Genomic DNA, 19067 nt, shown 5'->3' on the forward strand with positions numbered 1-19067 from the left:
TAACCAAACCTTTCAAAGGTTTATTTGGTGAACTATATTTAAATGGTTATCTATGATTCCTACTGACATAACTCTCTTCAGGTTCGTATGAAGGGGGTTTTTTTATGTTTAATAAACAAACATCAAATTCAGTTATAATAAATGTTAAGGGTTTAGAAAAAAGCTTCAACCTGCAAAAAATCTTGGACAATATCCACTTCGAAATGAAAAATGGCGAAAGGATTGGATTAGTCGGACTAAACGGAACGGGTAAAACCACATTAGCCAATCTCATTTTTGGCAAGACTTTACCGGACAAAGGTTTTATTGAGAAACCCAACGATATAAAAATAGGATACCTTACACAGTCGATTGACTATGAAGTAAATGATTTTCATGAAATTATGTCGGAAGCAGCGGAAAATGAACTATTTCAGCATGCCAGTGAGCTGGGACTGCGAAAAGTATCTGACTGGGAGGATAACCGCCTATCCCATTTAAGCGGTGGGGAAAAGCTAAAGCTTGCACTTTCAATGGTTTGGGCTTCAAAACCGGATTTATTAATCTTGGATGAACCAACTAATCACATGGATTTTACTGGAATTAAATGGCTGACCGCCGAATTAGAAAAGTTTCATGGACCGGTTTTGATAATTTCACACGACAGGCATTTTTTAGATCAAACGGTTAATCGAATATTTGAATTAGAGAATGGTAAGGTTCATTTTTACAATGGACATTACAGTGATTATCGGAAGGAAAAACAGCTCCGCCTTGAAAATCAACGTCACCAATACAATGTTCAGCAGCGCCAAATTGAAGAAATTGACTCGCAAATGGAGCAATTAAAATCGTGGTCGGAAAAAGCCCATCGAAATTCTACTAAACAAGAGGGTTTTAAGGAATATCATCGGGTTAAGGCAAAAAAGCGCGACAGTCAGGTGAAATCGAAAATGAAGCGCCTGCAAAATGAGTTGGAAAAACAAAGGATAGAGAAACCCCTTGAAGAAGTAAAGATTCGATTCGAATTTGATCACCATGGTAAAAGGGGGAAACGCATTATTGAAGCAAAAATGGTCACTAAGGTGTTCGAAGACAGGCCCCTGTTTCAAGATTCCCATTTTTACATTACACAAGGTGAACGCATTGGCCTTTTAGGTGATAATGGCTGTGGAAAAACGACGTTGATAAAAATGATTATTGGAACGGAAGCACCTTCAAAAGGAGAGGTGTGGAAGAGCGATTCCATCCAAATTGCCTACTTAAGCCAAGATGTTACTGATTTACCTATTGATAAATCGGCAATAGAAGCACTGGGCTATACGGATAGGGAAAGTATTTTTAAGGCAAGAACATTACTTGCTAATTTAGGTTTAAAAGAAGGACATATTACTAAGCCAATAAGGGCCTTAAGTTTGGGAGAACGGACGAGAGTTAAGCTGGTTGATATGTTAATGCGGGATTATGATGTTCTTATTTTGGATGAGCCAACCAATCATCTTGATTTACCGAGCAGGGAACAGCTTGAAAAAACATTAAGTGAGTTTACCGGGACAATTATTACCGTTTCCCATGATTATTACTTTCTAAATAAACTTTGTGATCGGCTGCTCGTGTTTGAAAATCAACAGATAAAGCGAGTCGAAATGAAGCCAGAGGAGTTTCTTAATAAAAAGTCAAAGGATAACATCAATGAAACACTTCTAGTGATTGAAAACAAGATTGCCGCAATCTTGGGGGAATTATCGATCATTGATCAAAAAGACCCGAAATATCAACAATTAGACAAGGAATTTAATGAACTTATTAAGCAAAAACGTGCGCTCATGAAGTAATCATGGAAAAAAGGGCAGGAAATCCTGCTCTTTTTCGTTTGAAATTGTAACTAACCTCGATGAAATTAATTTTATTTGCGAAAGTAAGCTGTTTGTTTGCGAAAGGACCTCATTTGTTTGCGAAACTACCCGTTTTATTTGCGAAACATCATTTACCCTCGATATCGGCGAATTTTTCAATAATGAAAAGTATTGCATATGTCATGAAAATTGTTAAAATTACATGGGTAGAAGTATGTGGAAGAAAGTGAATATTAGTTACACACTATACATATGTTCAGGAGATGATTACTCATGGAAAACACCTATTTACAGTCCGTTTCCTATGAAAACGGTGTATTAAAAATATTAGATCAAACGAAAATTCCGAATGTAACCGAATTTCTCGAAATCACCAAAATTGAAGATGCCTGGGACGCAATCAAACAATTAAAGGTCCGTGGCGCACCGGCAATTGGAATTGCCGCGGCTTATGGGTTAGTGGTAGGTATCAAAGATGCCCCTGAGAATTCATTTGAAGATTTTTACGCTTTTTTTAAACAACAATACGATTATTTGGCCACTTCACGTCCTACAGCTGTTAATTTATTTTGGGCCTTAAAGCGGATGGACGAGAGGGTAACAAAAGAAAAAGATGAGCCTGTATCCAAAATTAAAGAAGCATTAGAGCAAGAGGCTCATTTTATCCGCAATGAAGATGAGGAAGTATGCCGAACCATCGGCGAGCATGCATTAACACTTTTAAACGACGGAATGGGAATCCTTACCCATTGTAATGCCGGCGGTATCGCCACAGCAAGATATGGGACAGCTCTTGCGCCACTTTACTTAGCAAAAGAAAAAGGCTGGGATATTAAAGTCTTCGCAGATGAAACAAGACCACTTTTACAAGGTGCACGCTTGACGGCCTGGGAGCTGATGCAAGCGGGGATTGATGTCACTCTTATCACTGATAATATGGCGGCAATGGTCATGCACAAGGGATGGGTTCAGGCAGTCATTGTCGGCTGTGACCGGGTTGCAGCCAATGGGGATGTAGCTAACAAAATTGGAACCTACGGAGTAGCACTGCTTGCAAAAGCACACAATATTCCTTTTTATGTAGCAGCACCACTATCCACCATCGATTTAGCAACAAAAACCGGTTCTGATATTCCAATTGAGGAACGTGAAGCAGCTGAAATCACTGAAGGTTTTGGGAAAAGAACAGCCCCTGAAGGTGTGAAGGTGTTTAATCCGGCATTTGATGTCACGCCACAAGAGTTAATTACGGCTATTATCACAGAAAAGGGTATACTAACAGGAAACTTTCAAGAAGAACTGCCAAAACTTTTTCAATGAAAACGTGGAAAGCTGGTTGCTTATGATTACGGAAATTAAATATAAGAAACAAATTTGCGATATAGGAAAAAGGATTTACGACAAGGGCTTTGTCGCGGCCAACGATGGCAACATTTCCATTCGGATTAGTAATAATGAATTTCTCATCACACCAACAGGTGTCAGTAAAGGATCTCTGACACCTGAAATGATCATCAAAGTGGATGGGCAAGGGACGGTACTTGAAGGGGATTACCGGCCAACATCCGAAATGAAAATGCATCTTCTTGTCTATCAAGAACGGCCAGACATCCAAGCAGTAGTCCATGTTCATCCACCGTATGCCACGGCATTTGCGATAGCGGGCATCCCATTGGATCAGGCGATTATGCCGGAATCCGTTGTCTATCTTGGGACCATACCTGTTGCCGAATATGGGACCCCTTCAACAGTAGAAGTTCCAAATGCCATAAAAACTTACGTACACGAGCATCAAGGTGTGCTGTTGGAAAACCATGGTGCCTTGACTTGGGGTAAGGATTTAGAACATGCGTATTATTTAATGGAATCGTTAGAGTTTACGGCGAAAATTAATTGGATTGCGAAACAGCTAAAGGGAGACCGAGAGCTTTCGAAAAATCATGTGCAAACACTGGTGGAGATGAAAGCGGAAATGGGTATAAAAGGGAAGTCACCATTGGGCACAGACACCCCGGAAGGCGTCCATGCGAAAAAAGTTACCCATTCGCGTGAACAAGTATTATCGCAACAAGATTTGAACTCAATTGTTGAAAGGGTCACCAAAAATATCTTAACCGAATTGAAAAAACATCTTTAGAAAGAAAGCAAGCGAAACCAATGCTTGCTTTCTCCATTTATTTCAAAAAAAAGGATTACGCAAATTGTCACAGTTTCGGCATATACAAGTTTTGTTTCAACTAGGTTTATAGTGTAAAATCAAGGAAGCAGAATGACGAATAAAGGAGGATTTCGGGGATGATCAAAAAAGTTATTGCTGCCGTGGTATTGGTTACCTTACTAACTGTAGCAATCGTTCAGGCAATGGATAAAAAGACAGAAGCACCCGAAACGACAAGCCAGGCAACGGTCAATAAAGAAGGTCTTTCAATCGGGGCAAAGGCACCTGATTTTGAACTAAAAACATTGACAGGGGAAACGGTTAAGCTTTCAGATTTAAAAGGAAAAAAGGTAATGCTAAACTTTTGGGCTACTTGGTGTGGGCCATGTAAAGCAGAAATGCCGGAAATGGAGCAATTCTCTAAACAAATTGGTGATGATACTGTCATTTTGGCGGTTAACATTGATCCGCAATTAGATGTCCAAGCGTTTGTCGACGAATATAAAATTACTTTTCCAATCCTTCTTGATGCCGAAGATAAAGTAAATGAAACCTACCAAATTATATCGATCCCAACTACCTATTTTATTGATAGCAAAGGGATTATCAAGAATAAATTTATCGGCACCATGAAACTCGATAATATGAAAGACTACACAAAAAAATTAAACTGAAGCACAGGTTGGAAACAAAACGAGAGATATTGGTAATCCAATATCTCTTTATTTTTTTATAAAAATTAAAATACGATATAATTTTCAAAAAGTTGTAATAATTGCAACCGTTTCCGGGCATAATAACTGTTACAATAGGTAATAAGGAAGGTGATACCAATGAGAAAACCTAGAAAACGTTCTTTCGCTGAACTTGTATCAGAAAATAAATCTCAACTTTTAAAAGATCGTGCTGCGATGGAAAAGATTGAGCAGCGCCTAGAAGAAAAACGCCTCGGCAAAGCGGAGTAACCGCAAAAGTTTTCCAATCATCGTTTTCCTCTCCTTTGGGCAAAATGTACATAAGGAGGGATTATGACATGAGTAATGAATCAGGTTATAAAACAAAACGATTTAAACCAGATCATATTGGAACACAACCCCGCGGATTCGGCGGAAATAAGGGCAAAAAGATGCAAGATACTTCTGGCAAACATGCCCAAGTGATGCAAACTAAAGGCGAATAATTATGGATATAAGACCCATTTGGCCTAGCCAGCGGGTCTTTTTTGTTTCTTTTCCATTAAATTAATGTGATATTTTTTCACCACCGATACAAACTATATTTGTACCAATTACAACATGAGGAGGAATAATATCATGGCCTATAATAATCAACCGAAACCGGATGATCGCAGTGATAATGCAGAAAAGCTTCAGTCGATGATTGCTGATACAACGGAAAATATTCAAAAAGCAGAAGAATCCATGCAATTTACCGATAGTGAGCAACAGCGCCAGCAAATTGAAGCGAAGAACCAGCGTCGACGGGAGAGCATCGAATCCTTCCAAGCTGAACTTCAAGATGAAACTTAAAAACATGCAAATGTAAAAAGGGCCAAATAGGTCCTTTTTTTATTATAATAGCAATTATTTCGTCTATCGATAGCCCTTATGGTAATATTAAAAGGAATTTTCGAAAAAGAAGTGATGAGATTGAACCAACAAGGAAACCAGCTTTCAAGAAGCAATCAGCAAATGAAACAATGGGAAAAAGAACTGAACGAAACAGGAGTTATCATAAATGAGAGCCAGTTAATTACCGCCTTAAGTTATGAGTCAAATCCAATAACACAATCAAAACTGTTAACCTTAGCCGCTCTTTCACGGCTTGGACGAAACAAGGAGGATTCATTAGGTGCTGTTTGGCTTGAAAAAGCAGTAAAGCTTCATCCTGAAAATCAAAAAGCTAAGGAATATATGGCTCAGACCGATTGGAAAAAGATGCAAAACCTTCTATCTTCGCTCTTTTTTCCATCACTCCGGGAAACGGATAATCGAACAGCAAAAAAGAAAACAGCGGAGCAATTTATAGAGATTTGTCAAAGTTTTTTAGCCGATGCAGAAATCATGCAGCAAGATTTACAAGCGATGGTAGATCTTACTTCAACAATGGTAAATAATGAACTTTTTCAACGATATCAAAAGCTTGACGATTTACTTACGTCGGCAATTGAGGAAACAAGCAGCCTGTTAAAAGCAGCGGAAGAATACGATCAATCGATTACCGGTGTTTTTCATACCTCAACCTATTATGAAGAATTGAAATTACATATGGCGAATGTAGAAGAAATCAAACAGATGTGGCAGCAGCAATTTCTTGAAGTAGACCTGGTAGTCCCATCAACAGAAAATGCCCTAGAACACTTGAATAACATGATTGGAATGGATTTGGTAAAAAAACGGGTAAATGACTTTTACCGGTTTTTAAAATACCAAAAACATCGAAAGGAACTCGGTTTTCAAATAAAAGACGAACTAAGTCTTCACATGATCTTAACTGGGAATCCAGGTACAGGAAAAACGACTCTGGCGAGGTTGATGGCAAAGATCTATCATGAACTCGGTGTCTTGCCCCGAGAAGAAGTCATTGAAACAGACCGCTCGCAGTTAGTCGGTTCATTTGTGGGGCAAACGGAAGAAAACGTCCGGGCCATCGTCGAACGTTCGATCGGCGGCGTGTTATTTATTGACGAAGCCTATAGTCTAAAACGGGAAGGCCAAACAGGAAATGATTATGGGCAGACAGCAATTGATACTCTTGTTTCACTCATGACTGGCAGTGAGTATGGCGGGAAATTCGCGATCTTTTTAGCTGGCTATCCGGAAGAAATGCGCTCCTTTTTGGATGCCAATCCCGGATTGCGCAGCCGTTTTCCACAGTCCAACTTTATCCATTTACCCAATTACTCGAATGAGGAGTTAATCCAGATTGCGGAGAAAGTTGCGCAAGAGAATGATTATTTTTTAACCGAAGAATCAAAGATTGAAATAAACCACCGGCTTGATCAAGAACGAGTCGACGACACCTTTGGAAATGCAAGGACAGTCCGCAATATCGTGCTGGATGCGATTTTTAAAAAGGGAGCAGATGATCATCCAAAGTTTAAGAACGAAATTTTAGACTATATGCTGCTAAATAAAGAGGATTTTCTCACCGAAAAAGAGAATATTGCTGAATCAGCACAAGATAAGTTGAACCGCTTAATTGGTCTCGAATCATTAAAAGTGGAAATAAGAACACTCATTTCATTTGTAAAAATGCAGCAGTTTAGACGAAAAAGAGGATTGCCAACGGTACCTATTCAACTTCATTCCGTTTTCACCGGAAACCCGGGTACAGGTAAAACAACGGTTGCTAAAATCTACTCAGAGTTTTTAAAGGAATGCGGAATTTTAAAAAGGGGTCACTTAATCGTTGCCAGCAGGGCTGATTTTGTGGCTGGGTATGTCGGTCAAACAGCAGCTAAAACAAAGAAAAAGATTCGGGAAGCGCTTGGCGGCGTTCTATTTATTGATGAGGCTTATTCATTACTCAGTCATTCAGCTGGTGATTTTGGTAAAGAAGTCATTGATACACTCGTGGATGAAATGACAAAGCAAAATGATAATCTGGTGGTGGTGCTGGCAGGTTATCCAAATGAAATGGATCAACTGCTTGAAAGCAATCCTGGACTTCGCTCTAGGTTTAAAAAATTCTTCCTCTTTCCGGATTATTCTCCTGAAGAACTGCTCGATATTATGTCAACTTACGCAGAAACCTTTCAATACCAACTAACAGTGGACGCAAAGGATCTATTAATTCAGACTATGGAAGCGGAAGTGTTCAAAGGAAACGGTCGTTTTGCCACAAACTTGGTCGATGAAATGATTCAAGCGCAAGCCTTAAGATTAATGGATATTGAAGAGGACGAAAACCTATTTGAAAAATCTATGTTTCTAGAAGAAGAAGATGTAAAAATAGCCTTAACTAAAATGTAAGCTAGTAGGCATCGAAAGGAACGTTGTTTGTGGAAAATTATTTTGTTTCGACAAGAGAAATACAGCTTTATTATGCAGATACAGATATGATGGGTGTCATTTATCATGCCAATTATTTAAAATTTTTCGAGCTAGGAAGGACCGGGTTTATCGAAGACATTGGATATAGTTATTTATCGATGGAAGAAATGGGTTATTACGCTCCAGTCTATGATATCCAGATAACATACAAAAAACCATTACGATATGGAGATCAAGCCTTTGTAAGGACTTGGGTTGAATTAAATGATGGCATTAAGACCATTTACGGCTACACGATTGTAAACGGGAATGAAGAAGTATGTGCCGTGGGGACATCTACGCACATTATTGTCAAAAAAGATAATTTCAGACCAACTTCATTTAAAAAGGCTTTTCCGGAATGGTACTTAAAATACGAAGAAATTAAGAAATAATAATTCAAGAAATGCCTCAAAGTCTACTGCATGTGAGGTGAAAAGATTGGCCTTTGGCATTAAAAGACACGAAATAATCGAATGGAAAAGAAAAATTGATAGTGGGGAAATTGCCTTTTTAACACATTATTGGCTCGATGACCGCTTTCCAGGAAGTAAGACGGTAACAAAAGTCGGATGTCATGACCTTGAACGATTAGCCGCATGGGGTAAGAAACACGGCTTACAAAAAGAGTGGATCCATCACAGGAAAGATGGCTATTCTCATTATGACTTAATCGGTGGCAGACAAAAAGAAATTTTGCTTAAAGAAGGTTTACTTGAGCATATTTGGGAAAATCAAACAGGCACACTTGGGAAATAATTTTTTTCAAGTGTGCCTGTTTTTATTTAAGCCGTCCTTTTAATAGAAAAAGCCCCGCATCAACGGAGCCATTGGTTCATATGTTCTTGAATTTCCTTGTATTTTGTCTCAGCATTTGAAAGGCCGTAAGCCCCTGCCTGCTCTAATGGAACGACACGGAAATGATGATACTTTTGACTTGTCACGAAAGTTGGGTAGAAAATAGGGTTGGAAAGCTCAATCGTTTTTCCCTTTTCGGAAACTTTTTTGGTAATTTCTATGGTAGCTAGTCCGCCAATATCCTTATAATCACCATATTGAGCAGAAATGAAATTCCCTAATGAATAGATCACAAACGTCTTCCTGCCATCAGTCGTCTGAATCCATTCCATCGGCTGCAAGACATGTGGGTGGGAGCCGAAGATGATATCGACACCTTCGTTTGCCAGGAAGTTTGCTAAATCCTTCTGATCATTAGTAGGGATTCGCTGATATTCATTTCCCCAATGGATGCTCATTACGACTACATCCGCTTCTTTTTTGGCGCGATAAATTTCATCCTTCATTATTTCACGGTCAATCAGGTTGACGAGATAGTCTTTTCCTTTTGGAACAGGGATCCCATTTGTACCATATGTATAAGCAAGATAAGCAATGGTAATGCCATTTTTTTTGATGATCCGCAATTTCTGACGATCCTTTTCATCAAGGGAACTTCCAACATGTGGTAATCCGATACTTTCTAAATAAGCCGTTTCCGACTGGATTCCTTTTTCCCCTTTATCTAAAGTATGGTTATTTGCTGTGGAAACAATATCGACCCCCGAATGGACGAGTGCATCTGCGACCTCATATGGACTATTGAACTTCGGATAGCCGGAAAGACCCAAATCAAGACCACCTAACATGCTTTCTTGATTTGCCGTTACTACATCTGGCATTTCCAAGAGTGGTTTCACGGGTTCAAACATTGGATCAAAATTATATCCTGCCCCATTAAATGCATCTAAATAGACTGGACTATGAATAAGAATATCTCCTATTGCTCCAATGGTTACTTTTTCTGTTATATCGCGATTGACATTGATGGATGGCCGTGGCTTATGTTCCTTAGGAGAATAAACCTTGTCATCTTTTTCATCAGCTTGCTTTTGCTGAATTAGCACGACTGCAGCTGTAACAATACATACCAAGATAATAATAACTGATGGAATAATGGCCTTTTTCTTCATATGATCTCCTTTTAAAATCAAGTCATCAAGCAAATTATTTTTTACCTTATTGATAATACTATATTATAATTATGAATAATTTTAAAATTAATCTCATGAAATAAAAAAAGCTATAAAAGAACCGCTCTCGGTTCATTTATAGCCATTTTATTTTTGGTTCCGTTTTATTCATGATTCTTGTAATATTTGCCCGGTGCCGGTAAATGACAAATGATGCCATTAAGAAAACAACGATGAGTAAAGGTATGTCCCATTCGTGAACAAACCCTGATATTACTGCAAATAAAATAGCGGTAATCCCAGCAATCATGGAAGATAAAGATACATATTTTGTTATGTATAAGCTGATAAAGAAAGCCGCTAAGACCGTTAAAAACATTATTGGTCCGCAAAATAACACGACACCGCCAGAAGTGGCAACTGCCTTACCACCGCGAAATCCAGCAAAGATGGGATAAGTATGTCCAACAACGGCAAAAACACCAGCCAGTAATGGATTTATATCAATCGAAAAGAGTACAGGTAAGGATGCAGCTAACGTCCCCTTCAATATATCTGCGAGCGTAACCACTAATCCAGCCTTCACACCAAGTGTTCGAAAGGTATTGGTCCCCCCTAAATTACCGCTCCCATGTTCGCGAATATCCGTTTTGTAAAAAACCTTGCCAATAATTAAACCAGATGGAATCGAACCAAGTAAATAGGCAAGGATTAAGACTAAAATAATTTGAACCATTAACGATTTCTCCTTCTATAAAAGATCCAGTTCTTATATTTTAACATGGATTTGCAAAAAAACACTAATTGCTTTTTTATTATGTAGATAATCAGAAGAATAATCTTCTCATTTTACAATTAATACTTTACGATAGAAATAAGGAGGAAAGGATTATGGCTCGGATTGAATTTCAGACTAAAAAAAAATTATCAACGAAATGGATTATAGCAGGGTTAATAGGTGCAATTACCCTCATTCTTTCATCCATTTTTCTATTCTTATATCCATTTGCATCAACGGATAAAAAATCATATTTTCAGGGTGATCATCCAATCCTGTTCAATGGGAAGCAGCAAGGGAATGCCTTATTCGAAGGGAATACATTTTTTGTTCCACTAAAATTTTTAAAGGATCATATCGATAGCGCCATTATGTATGATGAAAAATCAAATTCGGTAATCATTACTACCAGTGATAAGGTTGTCCAAATGCCGACAGATTCTTTAACCTATTTTGTTAATCAAAAGGAGGTTAATTTACAACTGTCACCCATTATCGCAAGGAATGGTGAAACGTTTGTGGCGCTTGATTCGATTCTTTCTTTTTTCCCAATTCAATATAAGAAATTGCCAGAAAGTGAGGCCATTTGGATTCAACAAGATGGGGAGAAATACGAGAATGGGAGATTGACAGAAAAAGATATTAACAAAGATAATATTCGACTGCGAATCGAACCTTCTTGGCGATCCCCCTACACAGCTGAAATGGCTAAAAATGAACCCATTACCATCGAAGCAGAAAAGGAAGATTTTTATCTTGTTAGAAAAGCGAACGGAATCAGTGGGTATATAAAAAAGGATTATGTCGATAAGAAAGAAACAGTAAAAATCGAGATACCAAGGCAAAGCAAAACCTTTTCAATGCCAAAGATCAATGGCTCAGTTCAGTTAACATGGGAAGCCATTTATACGAAAAATCCTGACTCCACTAAAATACCAGAAATGGCTGGTGTGAATGTCGTGTCCCCTACATGGTTCTCCCTTGCTGCTATTGACGGTTCAATTAAAAACCTGGCATCACTTGAATACAGCAAGTGGGCACATTCTAAGGGATATCAAGTATGGGGCGTGTTTTCAAATTCATTTGATCCGATTTTAACACACGAAGCAATGAAGGATTTTGAGACTAGACAAACCATCATCCGGCAATTACTTCACTTCAGCCAGATGTACCAGCTGCAAGGAATTAATTTTGACATTGAAAATGTAAATCAAGTGGATGGACCACTCATTACTCAATTCATAAGGGAGGCTGCCCCTTATCTGCATGAAGCCGGTTTAGTCATTTCAATGGATATTACCTTTTCAGCAGGTAATAATAACAACTGGTCTTCTTTTTATGAGCGAGCAAAACTTGCCCAAATTGCTGATTATCTGATTGTTATGGCCTATGATGAACATACAGGTGCTGCCTCTGGTTCAGGAAGTGTGGCAAGTTTGCCATGGGTTGAGAGAAACCTTGAAAACTTGCTGAAAGAGGTACCAAATGAGAAATTAATCCTTGGAGTCCCATTGTATGCAAGATTATGGAAGGAGCAAACAAATGCGGATGGCACTACTGAGGTAACTGCACAGGCTCTATCTATGGATAAAGTTAAAGCGTGGCTTGCTGAAAAAGGATTGCAGCCAACGTATGATGAAGAAAGTGGTCAAAACTATGCAGAATATGCAGCTTCTGACGAAAACGCCACATATAAAATTTGGATAGAAGATGAATTGTCGTTGAGGAAACGAGCCGATTTAGCTGCAACCTATCAATTGGCTGGAATTGGGACTTGGTCTAGGGTATTCGGCGACTTAACCGCCTGGACGACATTAAATTTAAATGCTGACAATGTAGTAACCCAAAAATGAGGGAAATAGTAAAGGATCGTTAGGCAGATCCTTTATTATTTCCTTTTTGTTTTTTTAAATTCTCCAAACTAAGAACAATTAACGTCAATTTTATTACAAAAATATGGAGAATTTTCAAACCATTTGTTAATTCATTGAAAGCTGTGTATAGAGCCCCTATAATTTAGATAAAATCAAATAAACAAGCAAAAACCGGCCGAGTCGACACGAATATTGGTCGGTTTGTCTTATATTTTCTTAGTCAAATTTAGGGGGTGAGCACGTATGAAAGATCAATCAGAAATTGAAAAAAATAATCATGACTTGCTAAAAAGGTATGATTTAATGGTACACCAAAATCGGTATTTAGAAAAAAGGGTCCAGGAAGAAGCGGCCAAAAATAAGCAGATGGAAAATCTATTAATCGAACAATCCAGACTTGCGGCCATGGGAGGTATGGTAGCCAGTATAGGGCACCAATGGCGCCAACCGCTAAATAATTTATCGTTATTAATGCATGACTTAAGAGAGGTACTCGAATTTGGCGAAATGAACGAGCAATACATTGATCGATTCACAAGGGAGAGTATGCTCCAAATTAAACATATGTCCCGTACAATAAATGATTTTCGTAAATTCTATAAACCGAATCGGGAAAAAACACTATTTTCCGTTGGAGATTCGATTGAAGAGGCCTTGTCAATCTTTTCTATAAGTTTAAAAAACCATGAGATCCAGGTGGCTTTTGAATACAGGGGACAACAGATGGCCTACGGCTACCCGAATGAATATAGCCAGGTTGTCCTAAATGTTTTAACAAATGCCCGGGACGCCTTTGTTCAAAAGAACATTAGCCATCGAAAACTATCGATAAAAATTAGTGAAACAGGAGAATTCGTTACAGCGGAATTCATTGATAATGCCGGCGGAATCCAGCCGATCCTTCTAAAGAAGGTTTTCGAGCCCTATTTTACCACAAGGGAAAACGGAACTGGTCTCGGCCTATATCTAACAAAGCTGATTCTTGAAAAGATGAACGGCAATATCTCGGTTGAAAACACCAGTGATGGAGCCCGAATCAGCCTATCCGTACCAAAGATTACCGCTGCAATGAAACAGGAACTTGTGTCGGTATAATCATTCAGTTGGAGCGCTCTTCCGCTTTTCTATTGAAAACGTTTTATTATATTTTTATTGTAAAAAGAGGTAAAATAAAGGAAACAATTTATAGGGGTGGTTATCTTGGCAATAGAGAATCCAAGTCGTGAGGAAATTGGTGCTATTTTAAAAAAAGCCAAAAGAATTGCAGTAGTTGGTTTAAGTAATAAACCTGACCGCACTTCTTATCAAGTTTCTGCTGTGATGCAAAAAGCCGGATATGAAATTATTCCAGTAAATCCAACATTTGATGGCGAGATTCTTGGTGTTAAGGCAGTGGCATCCTTAAATGAGATTGAGGGACATGTTGACATCGTAAACGTATTTCGCCGCTCAGAGCAATTGTTTGATGTAGCAAAGGAATTTGACGAAATCGATGCAGACGTCTATTGGGCACAGCTTGGACTAGCGAATGAAGAAGCATATACGTTTTTAAAGGAAAAGGGCTATACAGTTGTCATGGATCGTTGTATTAAGGTTGAACATGCATTAACAAGGAACCTGCCATAACAAATAAACGTCATTTCTCTTCAAAAAAACTGCTGATCATTGGCAGTTTTTTCTTTTTCTTTGCCTAAATTGTGTAAAAAACAAGCGGCCAAATAGGGGTATTTTAAAATACATATTTGCCAAATCGAAATAAATCGCTACAATTAAGCATAGACGCCGCAAGAAATGTGTTAAAATAAAAGTGGCGAACATAAGTTCTATTTACTTAAATAAACGAATACATGATACTTTTAAACGAATAATTTATCAGTTAGTTTTTTTTGTAATGTATGAGAGGGGTATTTTAGTGGCAAGGAATCAGCAAGCTTTTGATTATAATGATGATGCCATACAGGTACTAGAAGGTCTTGAGGCAGTTAGAAAGCGACCTGGAATGTACATTGGCAGCACCGATTCACGCGGCCTCCACCATCTTGTTTATGAGATTGTTGACAACTCAGTCGATGAGGCGCTTGGTGGCTTTGGTGATCAAATCATTGTAAAAATACACAAAGACAATTCCATTAGCGTAATTGATAAGGGACGCGGAATGCCTACAGGAATGCATAAAATGGGGAAACCCACACCTGAGGTCATCTTAACAGTACTTCATGCCGGTGGTAAATTTGGCCAAGGCGGCTATAAGACAAGTGGCGGTCTGCATGGTGTTGGTGCTTCTGTCGTCAATGCGTTATCAGAATCATTAACCGTCACGATTAAACGAGACGGATTTGTTTATGAACAGCGCTTTGAAAATGGTGGTAAGCCTGTGACAACACTAGAAAAAATCGGTAAAACCAATCAATCAGGGACGACGATTCATTTTAAGCCGGACTCGTCTATTTTTTCGACAACTACTTATAACTTCGAAACCTTATGTGAGAGGTTAAGAGAGTCGGCCTTTTTGCTAAAAGGTTTAAAAATTGAAATCCATGACGACCGAAATGACCTTCATGAAGTGTTTCATTATGAAAATGGGATTGAAGCTTTTGTTGAATATTTAAACGAAGAGAAGGATGTCCTTCATGCTGTTGTCAGCTTAGAAGGGGCACAAAATGGGATTGAAGTTGATTTTGCCTTTCAATTTAATGATGGCTATTCGGAAAATGTGCTATCATTTGTCAACAATGTCCGCACTAAGGACGGCGGTACCCATGAGGCAGGCGCTAGAACAGCCATGACTCGGGTATTCAACGATTATGCCCGCAAGGTCTCTTTGTTAAAAGAAAAAGACAAGAACCTAGATGGTTCAGATATTCGCGAAGGGTTATCAGCGATTATATCCGTTAGAATCCCTGAAGAACTGCTCCAATTTGAAGGACAAACGAAAGGGAAACTGGGAACGAGCGAAGCCAGATCGGCTGTTGATGCTGTTGTGTCTGAACACCTCACCTATTTTCTTGAAGAAAATCCTGATATAAGCTCATTGCTCATTAAAAAATCGATAAAAGCCTACCAAGCACGTGAGGCTGCAAGGAAAGCTCGTGAAGATGCACGAAGCGGAAAAAAACGAAAGCGCGGGGAAGCCCTTTTATCCGGTAAACTAACACCAGCACAATCTCGTAATCCGCAAAAAAATGAACTTTACTTAGTCGAGGGTGATTCTGCAGGTGGTTCAGCGAAGCAAGGCCGTGACCGCCGCTTTCAGGCAGTTCTTCCGTTAAGGGGTAAAGTAATCAATACCGAAAAAGCAAAACTGGCGGATATTTTTAAAAATGAAGAAATCAATACAATTATTCATGCGGTTGGCGGCGGCGTTGGTTCTGACTTTAACGTTGAAGATATCAACTATGATAAAATCGTCATTATGACGGATGCCGATACGGATGGTGCACATATTCAAGTATTATTGTTAACATTCTTTTACCGCTATATGAAGCCGCTCATTGAATCGGGCAAAGTGTTTATTGCTCTTCCGCCACTTTATAAAGTAAGTAAAGGGACAGGTAAAAAAGAAATCATTGAGTATGCGTGGAATGATGATGAACTGCAGGGTGCCATCAAAAAAGTCGGCCGCGGCTATATCATTCAAAGGTATAAAGGTCTTGGTGAAATGAATGCCGATCAGCTTTGGGAAACAACAATGGATCCAGAGACAAGAACACTGATCCGAGTGAAAATTGATGATATTGCAAGAGCAGAACGTCGGATTACGACGCTAATGGGTGACAAAGTAGAACCGCGTCGTAAATGGATTGAAAGTAATGTGGCATTTGGTTTGGAAGAAGATGACTCCATTTTAGAAAATGAAAATATTACGGTCTCCGAGGAGGGTTCTGAAGGATGAGTGCAACTGAAAAATTCCGTGACTTGCCTCTAGAAGATGTGCTTGGTGATCGTTTTGGCAGATATAGTAAGTACATTATTCAAGAACGTGCTTTACCGGATGCTAGGGACGGATTAAAGCCTGTTCAGAGAAGAATACTCTATGCAATGCATTTTGAAGGCAATACGTTTGATAAAGGGTTTCGTAAATCAGCTAAAACGGTTGGTAATGTTATTGGTAACTATCACCCGCACGGTGATTCCTCCGTTTATGAAGCAATGGTGCGAATGAGTCAGGACTGGAAGGTTAGAAATGTCCTCGTACAAATGCATGGAAATAACGGAAGTGTCGATGGTGACCCTCCGGCAGCGATGCGTTATACAGAAGCACGGCTGTCAGCGATTTCCGCAGAACTTTTACGCGATATCGAAAAAAATACGGTTGAATTTATTCCAAACTTTGACGATACCGCGAAGGAACCAACCGTCTTTCCAGCGATGTTCCCTAATTTACTTGTGAATGGTTCAACAGGAATTTCAGCGGGTTATGCAACGGATATTCCACCGCACCATCTTGGTGAGGTCATTGACGGAGTCATCATGAGAATGGATCAGCCGGATGCAACGGTTGATGAACTTATGTCGATTATCAAAGGGCCAGATTTTCCAACTGGCGGAATCATCCAAGGGATAGATGGGATTAAAAAAGCCTATGAAACTGGTAAAGGTAAAATTATCGTCCGCAGTAAAGCGGAAATTGAAGAGGTTCGCGGCGGTAAACAGCAAATTGTCATCACGGAAATTCCCTATGAAGTGAACAAGGCAAATCTCGTTAAAAAAATGGATGAATTCCGTCTCGATCGTAAAGTTGAAGGTATCTCTGAGGTTCGTGACGAAACAGATCGGACCGGCCTCAGAATCGTGATTGAGTTAAAAAAGGATGCCGACGCTGAAGGTGTATTGAATTATTTATATAAAAATAGTGATCTGCAAGTTACCTACAATTTTAATATGGTTGCCATCTATAACAAGCGGCCAAAATTAATGGGTATCCGTGAATTACTTGATGCCTATATTGGGCATCAAAAAGAAGTGGTTGCAAGAAGGACCCAGTTCGAACTTAACAAAGCGAATGAACGCCAGCATATTGTCGAAGGATTAATGAAAGCTTTATCCATACTCGATGAAGTCATTGCCACCATCCGTGCGTCAAAGGACAAGCGCGATGCGAAGGACAATTTGATTACCAAATTCGCGTTTACAGAGCTGCAGGCTGAAGCGATTGTGTCTTTACAGCTTTATCGCTTAACCAACACAGATATTACCGCCTTAAGACAGGAAGCGGAAGAATTAGCAAAGAAAATCGACGAGTGGACCAGTATTTTAGCAAGCGAGAAAAAACTGATCTCCGTGATCAAAAAAGAATTAAAAGATGTGAAAAAACGCTTTGAAGATGAGCGCCGCTCAAAAATTGAAGCAGAGATCGAAGAATTGAAAATCAATCTTGAAGTAACAGTTCCTAGCGAGGACGTGATTGTAACTGTTACGAAACAAGGTTATGTAAAACGGACAAGCCAGCGGTCATTTGCAGCATCAGGTGGTCAGGATCTCGCGATGAAAGAATCCGACCGCCTATTGGATCAACTCGATATGAATACAAAAGATGTACTGCTCCTTTTTACAAATAAGGGGAACTACTTGTTCTGCCCTGTACATGAGCTGCCCGATATCCGCTGGAAAGATCTAGGTCAGCATGTGGCGAATATCATTCCAATTGAACGTGATGAAGAAATAATCAAAGCAGTGCCCGTGAAAGATTTTGAAACGGAAGATTTCTTCGTTTTTGTAACGAAAAATGGGATGGTCAAGAAAACGGAACTGAAAGCATATAAAGCGCAGCGCTACTCTAAGCCCCTTGTTGCTATTAATCTCAAGGATGATGATCATGTCATTGATGTACATCTAACTGACGGGACAAAAGAAATTTTCCTTATCACAAATCAAGGCTATGCCCTTTGGTTCCACGAGGAAGAAATTAGCATTGTCGGCATTCGAGCAGCAGGTGTAAAAGGTATAAACCTAAAAGATAACGATTTTGTTGTCGGTGGGAAACTGATTACTTCTGACAGTAAGGAATCAATCGTGATTGCAACGCAACGCGGATCCGTGAAACGGATGAAATTAAAAGAATTTGAAAAGGCTACTCGTGCCAAGCGCGGTGTTGTCATCCTGAGGGAACTCAAATCAAATCCGCACAGGATCATGGGCTTTGTTGTTGCAAACGATCAAGATACCATTTTTATTCAGACGGAAAAAGGTTTCATAGAAACATTAATAACTGCTGATATCCGTTCTAGTGACCGTTACTCCAATGGCTCATTCATCCTTGATGAAGGGGAAAATGGAAAGGTAACGACAGTTTGGAAAGTGGAAACACCTGAAACTCCAAGCGAATAATATTTTTGGGACTCTCTAAAAATTAGAGGGTCCTTTCTTCATTTTTTTCCCAAAACTGGACATACTAAGTAAAGCTAGAAAGTTTGGAGGG

At 39.2% G+C, this 19067-nt stretch carries 17 protein-coding genes; 15 read left to right on the forward strand and 2 right to left on the reverse strand.

Annotation, left to right across the window (positions count from 1 at the left end; translation table 11 throughout):
* Positions 1–104: 104 nt before the first annotated feature.
* From abc-f to ACIQXV_RS09065, 10 genes are all read left to right on the forward strand, one after another.
* The gene (abc-f, locus tag ACIQXV_RS09020; protein WP_402958000.1) at positions 105–1814 is read left to right on the forward strand and encodes a ribosomal protection-like ABC-F family protein; all 1710 of its coding nucleotides are present in this window, start codon (positions 105–107) and stop codon (positions 1812–1814) included.
* Between the two features lie 294 nt (positions 1815–2108).
* Positions 2109–3155 carry an S-methyl-5-thioribose-1-phosphate isomerase gene (gene mtnA / locus ACIQXV_RS09025; RefSeq protein ID WP_402958002.1) on the forward strand — a complete coding sequence of 349 codons (1047 nt, stop codon included), beginning with the start codon at positions 2109–2111 and terminating at the stop codon, positions 3153–3155.
* A 22-nt stretch (positions 3156–3177) separates the two neighbouring features.
* Positions 3178–3972 carry a class II aldolase/adducin family protein gene (locus ACIQXV_RS09030; protein WP_402958004.1) on the forward strand — a complete coding sequence of 265 codons (795 nt, stop codon included), beginning with the start codon at positions 3178–3180 and terminating at the stop codon, positions 3970–3972.
* A gap of 158 nt (positions 3973–4130) precedes the next feature.
* Positions 4131–4667, forward strand: coding sequence for a redoxin domain-containing protein (locus tag ACIQXV_RS09035; RefSeq protein ID WP_402958006.1), 537 nt, complete (start codon positions 4131–4133; stop codon positions 4665–4667).
* 159 nt (positions 4668–4826) lie between these two features.
* The gene (locus ACIQXV_RS09040; RefSeq protein ID WP_007087036.1) at positions 4827–4958 is read left to right on the forward strand and encodes an FbpB family small basic protein; all 132 of its coding nucleotides are present in this window, start codon (positions 4827–4829) and stop codon (positions 4956–4958) included.
* Between the two features lie 68 nt (positions 4959–5026).
* A complete protein-coding gene (locus tag ACIQXV_RS09045) occupies positions 5027–5173 on the forward strand; it encodes an acid-soluble spore protein N (RefSeq protein WP_402958009.1) in 147 nt (48 codons plus the stop codon).
* A 133-nt stretch (positions 5174–5306) separates the two neighbouring features.
* Positions 5307–5522, forward strand: coding sequence for a small acid-soluble spore protein Tlp (tlp, locus tag ACIQXV_RS09050; RefSeq protein ID WP_402958010.1), 216 nt, complete (start codon positions 5307–5309; stop codon positions 5520–5522).
* Between the two features lie 114 nt (positions 5523–5636).
* Positions 5637–7967 carry an AAA family ATPase gene (locus ACIQXV_RS09055; protein WP_402958266.1) on the forward strand — a complete coding sequence of 777 codons (2331 nt, stop codon included), beginning with the start codon at positions 5637–5639 and terminating at the stop codon, positions 7965–7967.
* A gap of 29 nt (positions 7968–7996) precedes the next feature.
* The gene (locus tag ACIQXV_RS09060; protein WP_402958012.1) at positions 7997–8422 is read left to right on the forward strand and encodes an acyl-CoA thioesterase; all 426 of its coding nucleotides are present in this window, start codon (positions 7997–7999) and stop codon (positions 8420–8422) included.
* 46 nt (positions 8423–8468) lie between these two features.
* Positions 8469–8786: a hypothetical protein gene (locus ACIQXV_RS09065; RefSeq protein ID WP_402958014.1), complete on the forward strand. Its 318-nt coding sequence runs from the start codon at positions 8469–8471 to the stop codon at positions 8784–8786.
* Positions 8787–8845: 59 nt separating this feature from the next.
* Here the strand turns inward: ACIQXV_RS09065 and ACIQXV_RS09070 are convergent, their stop codons facing one another.
* Positions 8846–9997 carry a CapA family protein gene (locus tag ACIQXV_RS09070; protein ID WP_402958016.1) on the reverse strand — a complete coding sequence of 384 codons (1152 nt, stop codon included), beginning with the start codon at positions 9995–9997 and terminating at the stop codon, positions 8846–8848.
* A gap of 136 nt (positions 9998–10133) precedes the next feature.
* Positions 10134–10733, reverse strand: coding sequence for a glycerol-3-phosphate 1-O-acyltransferase PlsY (gene plsY / locus ACIQXV_RS09075; RefSeq protein ID WP_402958018.1), 600 nt, complete (start codon positions 10731–10733; stop codon positions 10134–10136).
* A gap of 155 nt (positions 10734–10888) precedes the next feature.
* Here plsY and ACIQXV_RS09080 point away from each other — a divergent pair, with 155 nt between their 5' ends.
* The 5 genes from ACIQXV_RS09080 (at position 10889) to parC (ending at position 18976) form a co-directional block, all read left to right on the forward strand.
* On the forward strand, positions 10889–12628 hold the full coding sequence (locus tag ACIQXV_RS09080) for a glycosyl hydrolase family 18 protein (protein ID WP_402958020.1): 1740 nt from the start codon (positions 10889–10891) through the stop codon (positions 12626–12628).
* 264 nt (positions 12629–12892) lie between these two features.
* Positions 12893–13744: a sensor histidine kinase gene (locus ACIQXV_RS09085; protein ID WP_402958022.1), complete on the forward strand. Its 852-nt coding sequence runs from the start codon at positions 12893–12895 to the stop codon at positions 13742–13744.
* A gap of 105 nt (positions 13745–13849) precedes the next feature.
* On the forward strand, positions 13850–14275 hold the full coding sequence (locus tag ACIQXV_RS09090) for a CoA-binding protein (RefSeq protein WP_402958024.1): 426 nt from the start codon (positions 13850–13852) through the stop codon (positions 14273–14275).
* Positions 14276–14561: 286 nt separating this feature from the next.
* Complete coding sequence (gene parE / locus ACIQXV_RS09095) at positions 14562–16541, forward strand: DNA topoisomerase IV subunit B (RefSeq protein WP_402958026.1); 1980 nt, start codon at positions 14562–14564, stop codon at positions 16539–16541.
* The gene (parC, locus tag ACIQXV_RS09100; protein WP_402958028.1) at positions 16538–18976 is read left to right on the forward strand and encodes a DNA topoisomerase IV subunit A; all 2439 of its coding nucleotides are present in this window, start codon (positions 16538–16540) and stop codon (positions 18974–18976) included. Before parE ends, parC begins: the two co-directional genes overlap by 4 nt.
* The last annotated feature ends 91 nt before the right edge of the window (positions 18977–19067 follow it).

The organism is Neobacillus sp. NPDC097160 (assembly GCF_044762155.1).
Taxonomy (GTDB): domain Bacteria; phylum Bacillota; class Bacilli; order Bacillales; family Cytobacillaceae; genus Neobacillus.

What these genes read in the sequence shown, in the direction of transcription:
- parC (WP_402958028.1), top strand. Translation starts at nt 16,538, where the DNA reads ATGAGTGCAACTGAAAAATTCCGTGACTTGCCTCTAGAAGATGTGCTT.
- ACIQXV_RS09055 (WP_402958266.1), top strand. Translation starts at nt 5,637, where the DNA reads ATGAGATTGAACCAACAAGGAAACCAGCTTTCAAGAAGCAATCAGCAA.
- ACIQXV_RS09085 (WP_402958022.1), top strand. Translation starts at nt 12,893, where the DNA reads ATGAAAGATCAATCAGAAATTGAAAAAAATAATCATGACTTGCTAAAA.
- ACIQXV_RS09040 (WP_007087036.1), top strand. Translation starts at nt 4,827, where the DNA reads ATGAGAAAACCTAGAAAACGTTCTTTCGCTGAACTTGTATCAGAAAAT.
- ACIQXV_RS09030 (WP_402958004.1), top strand. Translation starts at nt 3,178, where the DNA reads ATGATTACGGAAATTAAATATAAGAAACAAATTTGCGATATAGGAAAA.
- ACIQXV_RS09045 (WP_402958009.1), top strand. Translation starts at nt 5,027, where the DNA reads ATGAGTAATGAATCAGGTTATAAAACAAAACGATTTAAACCAGATCAT.
- mtnA (WP_402958002.1), top strand. Translation starts at nt 2,109, where the DNA reads ATGGAAAACACCTATTTACAGTCCGTTTCCTATGAAAACGGTGTATTA.
- ACIQXV_RS09080 (WP_402958020.1), top strand. Translation starts at nt 10,889, where the DNA reads ATGGCTCGGATTGAATTTCAGACTAAAAAAAAATTATCAACGAAATGG.
- abc-f (WP_402958000.1), top strand. Translation starts at nt 105, where the DNA reads ATGTTTAATAAACAAACATCAAATTCAGTTATAATAAATGTTAAGGGT.
- ACIQXV_RS09070 (WP_402958016.1), bottom strand. Translation starts at nt 9,997, where the DNA reads ATGAAGAAAAAGGCCATTATTCCATCAGTTATTATTATCTTGGTATGT.
- plsY (WP_402958018.1), bottom strand. Translation starts at nt 10,733, where the DNA reads ATGGTTCAAATTATTTTAGTCTTAATCCTTGCCTATTTACTTGGTTCG.
- tlp (WP_402958010.1), top strand. Translation starts at nt 5,307, where the DNA reads ATGGCCTATAATAATCAACCGAAACCGGATGATCGCAGTGATAATGCA.
- ACIQXV_RS09035 (WP_402958006.1), top strand. Translation starts at nt 4,131, where the DNA reads ATGATCAAAAAAGTTATTGCTGCCGTGGTATTGGTTACCTTACTAACT.